Here is a 6,848-nt window from a genome sequence, read left to right as displayed (position 1 = left end):
TACATTAACATTTTTAACTTTCCGTTACATTTTAGAGTGTTAAAATATAGGTTGTAAGCAATGGATTTTGAAAAGTCCGTATCAGATTTTTAACACGAATACTTGGAATTTGAATTGCAATACGGGGAATTCTCAGGGGAAATATGGCCGAAATCTATTAAAATATACCTCAAAAACACAGAAAAAGCGGGACTTTTGATAAGGAAGTCCCGCTTAGCTATTACAAAGATACAACATTTTGGGGCAGAAAGCAAGAAATGTTAAAATGAGGCGAAGACCCCAAAAACGCCCTTACTTTAATGTTGCTTCGCCTATTTTTGGAAAGATTTTCTCCGGCAAACCTAATTTACATCCAATGACCATGCGTTACGCCATACAAAGCGGTTTCCCACTTCATATTTTATTTGTATCTTTGCCTGCGTTAAAAATTACAGAAAATGAGATTTGCACAAAGAATGCTGCTTTTCGCCGTAATCTGGTTACTGGCGATGACACCGGCTCCGGGAGCCGAGCCGCATTCCGGCACAAAGGACACCCTGGAAGTGAGTCTGCTGACTTGTGCGCCGGGCAGCAATGTGTACGAACTCTACGGACACACGGCCTTGCGCGTGAGAAACACCGTCTCCGGTGAGGATATGGTGTTCAACTACGGCATATTCGACTTCCGGACACCTCATTTTGCATGGCGTTTCATGATGGGACGGACCGACTACATATTAGGAGCCGTTCCCTTCAGTCATTTTGTTCTCTCTTATATGAAAGAGGGACGCAGTGTGGAGGCGCAAGTGCTCAATCTTACCCCCGACGAATGCACACGTCTGTCAACATCGCTTGCTGAAACATTCCGAAAAGTATGCAACGAGGGATGGACCTACCGCTACAACTTTCTATACGACAACTGCACTACACGCGCCATTGATGAAATCACGCGCGCTGTAAAAGGACAGGTGAAATGGCCGTCTGCAGAGCGCGGAAAAACATTCAGGGGCATCATTAACGAACATGCCGCCGAAGCCTCACCTTGGTATCGCTTTGGGCAGGATCTTATTCTGGGCGCGGAGACCGATGCTCCCATAGGTCTGCGCGGACAAATGTTCGCACCTCTTTATGCCGCCCGCTTCGCCGACAGCGCCAGCATCATAACCCCCGACGGGCAAATCCGCCCTTTGGTAAAAAGCAAAACGATGGTGGCAGAATTCGCCACACACGCTGAAATCCGCTTTCCCCTCTCGCCGATGGCGGCCTGCTGCCTATTACTGCTGCTGACAATAGCGGTGTGTACGGGCGAATGGCACAAAGGCAAAATACGCCATTGGTTTGACAACCTGCTACTGCTGCTTATGGGGAGTACCGGCTGTATTGTGGCGTTATTGTTCTTCCTTTCTGAGCATCCGGCAGTAGGAAGCAACGCACTCATTCTCCTTATCAATCCCCTGCCATTAGTTTATCTCCCCTGGAAGATCTGGCGCGAGCGTCACCACCGCGAAACTTACTTCACACAGATTATCGCAGTACTCCTGTGTCTGTTCTGCGCCTCCCGTTTGTTTATTTTTCAAAAATTTCCGGCTGAAATATACGTATTGGCACTATGTTTGCTGGTAAGAGTTATTAGCGAAACGCTATTTAAAAAAAACATCACAACTTCATTATCATAAATAAAACTCCGAACGTGTCTCAACACAACCATACACCACAGCCTCATCCTGCCATCAACGGCGGTGACCTGCGCACACGTTGCCTGCTGCTATCTCTGCTGGCGGCTATGTCGGTGCTGAGTCCTAGCGAGGCCAAAGCCCAGACAGAGAACGGCAACGGCATGCCCAAACTCGTGGTGAATATACTGGTAGACCAATTGCGCTCCGACTATCTAGAGGCTTTTATGCCTCTTTACGGAGAAGATGGCTTCAAACGTCTCATGCGTGAAGGGCGCATATATTCACAAACGGACTATCCTTCCTCACACACAGACATTGCCTCAGCAGCCGCAACAGTGGCTACCGGCAGCGCACCGTCACGCCACGGCATCATAAGCAGTCAGTGGCTCGACCGCAAGACATTGCGCCCGACATTCTGCGTAGACGATGCCACTTATGAAGGTACCGGCACAACTACAGACAAGTCGTCGCCGGCCAACTTAAGCACATCTACCGTAAGCGACGAACTGAAAATGGCCACCGACGGGCAAGCACTAGTTTATGCCATCGCCCCCATGCGCGAAGCTGCCATCCTCTCCGGCGGTCATGCCGCCGATGCGGCCATCTGGATAGATGACCAAAACGGCGGCTGGTGCTCTTCGTCTTATTACGGGAGCCTGCCGGCATGGGTGGACATGTGCAATACTGGAAGCGCCATGAGTTCAAAACTGAAAGGACTGACATGGATGCCTTCTTCGGAACAGGTGGGTACTTTCAGCTACTTCCTCACCGGAGGAGCCAAAGAACCTTTTACTCATAAATTCAAAGGAGACGACCGCTACACAGACTTCAAAACCAGTGGACTGGTCAACGTAGAGGTGGCCAACACAGCCATTGCCTGCCTCGAAAACACACCGATAGGAGCCGACAATATCACAGACCTGCTTGCGGTAACATTTTATGCCGGCAGTTACGAACACCGGCCGGCAAGCATTGCACCAATGGAGATACAGGACACGTATGTACGCCTTGACAAAGCTCTGGCTGACCTCATATCCGCCGTAGGCCGTAAAATCGGTGTACAAAACGCGCTCTTCGTCCTCACATCAACAGGCTACACAGACGAGGAAAACCACGACTTCAGGAAATTCCGTATCCCTACAGGAACATTCGACATGCGCCGCGCATCGGCCCTGCTCAACATGTATCTCGTAGCCGTATACGGACACGGGAATTTTGTAGAGGCCTGCTACGGAACACATTTTTATTTGAATCACCGTCTCATTGAAGAAAAACAACTCAATCTGGCCAATGTGCTGGACCGCACACAGGATTTTCTGTTACAACTGAGCGGAGTGAAGGATGTATATACATCAAACCGGCTGATGCTGGGAGCATGGACATCAGGACTCAACCGTATCAGGGCTGGTTACAATCCTCGTTGTTCAGGCGATGTGATGGTAGAAGTTATGCCGGGCTGGCGCCATGTCAATGAAGATACACGCGAAGACCGTCTGGTACGCGACTCCTACATCCCCTACCCTATTATTTTCTTCGGACATACCATTCAGGGTGAAAAAATCGAAACACCCGTAACCGTAGACCGCATAGCCCCCACACTGTCAAAGGCCATGCGCATACGCGCCCCCAATGCCTGCGGCGTTGCCCCACTGTTCTGATTTGTCAAAACAATACATTTTTATAAATTACCACAACCGCAACACAACGGCATTATTCCTAACAAAAAAAATAAAAACATAATCAATGAATATCAATTCCATTCTAAGCAAATTGTTGGGCGGCAACAAAACCAGCCGCGACAGGAAACTCATCCAACCCCTAGTTGACGAGGTTCTGGCAGCATATCCTGCCATCTGCGAACTCTCCCACGATGAACTGCGCGCTAAAACCAAAGAACTGCAAGAGACCGTACAACACTCGGCCGATGACCTCAAAGAAAAAATTACAACTCTCAAAGCCAAAATAGAGGATACACCTATCGAAGACCGTGTGTTTATTTTCAACCAAATAGACAAGTTGGAAAAGGAAGTGCTCGACCGCTACGAAGAAGCGCTCGATAAAGTACGGCCGATAGCCTTTGCTGTCGTAAAAGATACGGCACGCCGTTTCACTGAAAACGCAGAAATTGAAGTGACGGCTACAGATTTTGACCGCGAATTAGCCGCCACACACGACTTTGTACGCATCGAAGGCGAAAAAGCTGTTTATCAGAACCACTGGCTAGCCGGAGGTAATGACATGCAATGGGGAATGATACATTATGATGTACAACTCTTCGGCGGAACGGTACTGCATCAAGGGAAAATAGCGGAAATGGCTACTGGTGAGGGTAAAACCCTAGTAGCCACATTACCTGTCTACCTCAATGCACTCACCGGCAATGGTGTACACGTAGTAACAGTGAACGATTATCTAGCCAAACGCGACTCTGAATGGATGGGGCCACTCTATATGTTCCACGGTCTGAGTGTTGATTGCATCGACAAACATCAGCCAAACTCGGAAGCACGACGCCGTGCCTATCAAGCTGACATCACTTTCGGTACGAACAACGAATTCGGCTTTGACTATCTGCGCGACAACATGGCCATGAATCCGAAAGACCTCGTGCAACGTCGCCACAATTATGCCATTGTCGATGAAGTGGACTCGGTATTGATTGATGATGCGCGTACTCCTCTTATCATATCCGGCCCTATACCCAAAGGTGACGACCAGCTCTTTGAACAATATCAACCACTCGTAGAACGACTTGTTGAGGTGCAACGTAAGCTCGCTACACAATACTTGGCAGAAGCTAAGCAGCTCATCAGTTCAGGTGATAAGAAAAAAGAGGAAGAAGGATTTTTGCAACTCTTCCGCAGCCATAAAGCTCTCCCCAAGAACAATCCGCTTATCAAGTATCTTTCAGAGCAGGGCATCAAGGCCGGCATGCTGAAAACTGAGGCGATTTATATGGAAAACAACAACCGCCGTATGCCAGAGGCCACCGAACCGCTTTACTTTGTGGTGGATGAGAAACTGCACTCATGCGATCTTACGGACAAAGGTAACATTTGGCTGGCGGAACAAGTGAAAGACGACCAACTCTTCGTACTTCCCGACATCACCAGTGAACTTTCAGCTCTTGAAGCAGATAAAAGCCTCAACGATGAAGAACGCCTGCAACGTAAAGATGCCCTTTTGGCCGACTATTCCATCAAAAGTGAACGCGTACACACCATACTGCAACTACTGAAAGCCTACACGATGTTCCGCATCAACGAGGAATACATTGTTATGGACGGACAGGTGAAAATTGTTGACGAACAAACAGGCCGCATCATGGAAGGACGCCGTTGGAGCGACGGATTGCATCAGGCAGTGGAGGCAAAAGAACATGTAAAGGTTGAAGCAGCCACACAAACCTTTGCCACGATCACACTCCAGAATTACTTCCGCATGTACCACAAGCTATCCGGTATGACGGGTACAGCTATTACTGAGGCCGGTGAATTCTGGAACATCTATAAGCTCGATGTCGTTGAAATTCCGACAAACCGCCCCGTATTGCGCAAGGACATGAACGACCGCGTATATAAGACCAAACGCGAAAAATACGCTGCCGTCATCACCGAAATAGAAAAGATGCGCAACGAAGGACGCCCTGTGCTCGTTGGTACGACAAGCGTTGATGTCAGCGAACTGCTGAGTCGCATGCTCCAGCTCCGGCATATTCCTCATAATGTACTCAACGCCAAGCTTCACCAGAAAGAAGCGGACATCGTAGCTCAGGCTGGCCGAAGCACTATGGGTAAGATTACGGTTACGGATGCAGACGGAAATAAGCACGAGCAAGAGCGTTTGCTTGGTGCCGTAACTATTGCCACGAACATGGCCGGCCGCGGTACAGACATCAAATTGACCGATGAGGTAAAAGCTGCCGGTGGTTTGGCCATTATCGGTACGGAACGCCACGAAAGCCGCCGTGTAGACCGTCAGTTACGCGGTCGTGCCGGCCGTCAGGGAGACCCCGGTTCCAGTGTTTTCTTTGTTTCGCTTGAAGACAATCTCATGCGTCTTTTTGCCTCAGAGCGCATAGCTAAAGTAATGGACCGTCTCGGCTTTAAAGATGGCGACATGATTGAGGCCAAAATGGTTAATAACAGCATCGAGCGCGCCCAAAAGAAGGTGGAGGAAAACAACTTCGGTATTCGCAAGCGGCTTTTGGAGTACGATGATGTCATGAACAAGCAGCGCACCGTCATTTACGAAAAACGCCGCCATGCCCTCATGGGAGAACGCATAGGCATGGATATTTCCAACATGATATGGGATCGTGTCATCAACATCCTTGACAATAATGATTTTGAAGACATCAAGACGCGCTTCCTTGAAGTGATGGCCATGGAGTGTCCTTTCACGGAAGAACAGTATAATGGCACGAAACGCGATCAGTTGAACGAAATGGCATTCCAGGCTGCTATGGAAAACTTCCGTCGCAAAAACGAACGTTTGGCTGAAGTGGCCATGCCCGTCATCACGAAAGTATATGAAGAGCAAGGACATATGTTTGAAAACATTCTTGTTCCCATCACCGACGGACGTCTCGTCTACAACATTCGTACAAACTTGAAAGAGGCGTATGAAACTGGCAGTAAAGCAGTCGTGCGTGACTTTGAAAAAGCGATACTCCTTCATAACATTGATGACGCCTGGAAAGAAAATCTGCGCGAACTTGATGAATTGAAGAAATCAGTACAAAACGCTTCTTACGAGCAAAAAGACCCACTGCTCATTTTCAAATTGGAAAGCGCCGAATTATTCACTAAAATGGTGGATAAAATCAACAACTCCACGGTATCGACCCTCATGCGGGGCCAAATTCCCGTACAAGCTCCGGAACAAGTGCAGGAAGCCGCTCCGGAGGAAGAACATCCTCAGCAAAGACTTACGGAAACGCATGAAGACGTCAACGACAACAGTTCAGCCGAGGCGGCCCGACGGGACACACGTGAGCAATCACAGCAACCCATCGTAAAAGACAAAATGCCCGGCCGTAACGATCTTTGCCCTTGCGGCAGTGGTAAGAAATTTAAAAATTGCCACGGTAAAGGACTGGCTTAAAAAGCATTTTCAATGAAATAAAATCCGGATACGAAATCGGCTGACTATATTGGGGTCAAGCCGAAAACACGGTGCATGAATTTATGA

General features: G+C 48.6%; 3 protein-coding genes. All 3 read left to right on the top strand.

The window, feature by feature from the left end; all coding sequences use genetic code 11:
* Window positions 1-437: 437 nt before the first annotated feature.
* Window positions 438-1,655: a DUF4105 domain-containing protein gene (locus tag C5S62_RS00585; protein WP_104403610.1), complete on the top strand. Its 1,218-nt coding sequence runs from the start codon at window positions 438-440 to the stop codon at window positions 1,653-1,655.
* Window positions 1,656-1,669: 14 nt separating this feature from the next.
* Window positions 1,670-3,313, top strand: coding sequence for an alkaline phosphatase family protein (locus C5S62_RS00580; protein ID WP_223301077.1), 1,644 nt, complete (start codon window positions 1,670-1,672; stop codon window positions 3,311-3,313).
* Window positions 3,314-3,398: 85 nt separating this feature from the next.
* Window positions 3,399-6,761, top strand: coding sequence for a preprotein translocase subunit SecA (secA, locus tag C5S62_RS00575; protein WP_104403609.1), 3,363 nt, complete (start codon window positions 3,399-3,401; stop codon window positions 6,759-6,761).
* Window positions 6,762-6,848: the final 87 nt, after the last annotated feature.

The organism is Prevotella sp. MGM2, assembly GCF_002933955.1.
Lineage (GTDB): Bacteria > Bacteroidota > Bacteroidia > Bacteroidales > Bacteroidaceae > Alloprevotella.
Note: the sequence above shows the minus strand (reverse complement) of the source record. Positions and strands in the feature narration are given on the sequence as shown.

What these genes read in the sequence shown, in the direction of transcription:
- secA (WP_104403609.1), top strand. Translation starts at nt 3,399, where the DNA reads ATGAATATCAATTCCATTCTAAGCAAATTGTTGGGCGGCAACAAAACC.
- C5S62_RS00585 (WP_104403610.1), top strand. Translation starts at nt 438, where the DNA reads ATGAGATTTGCACAAAGAATGCTGCTTTTCGCCGTAATCTGGTTACTG.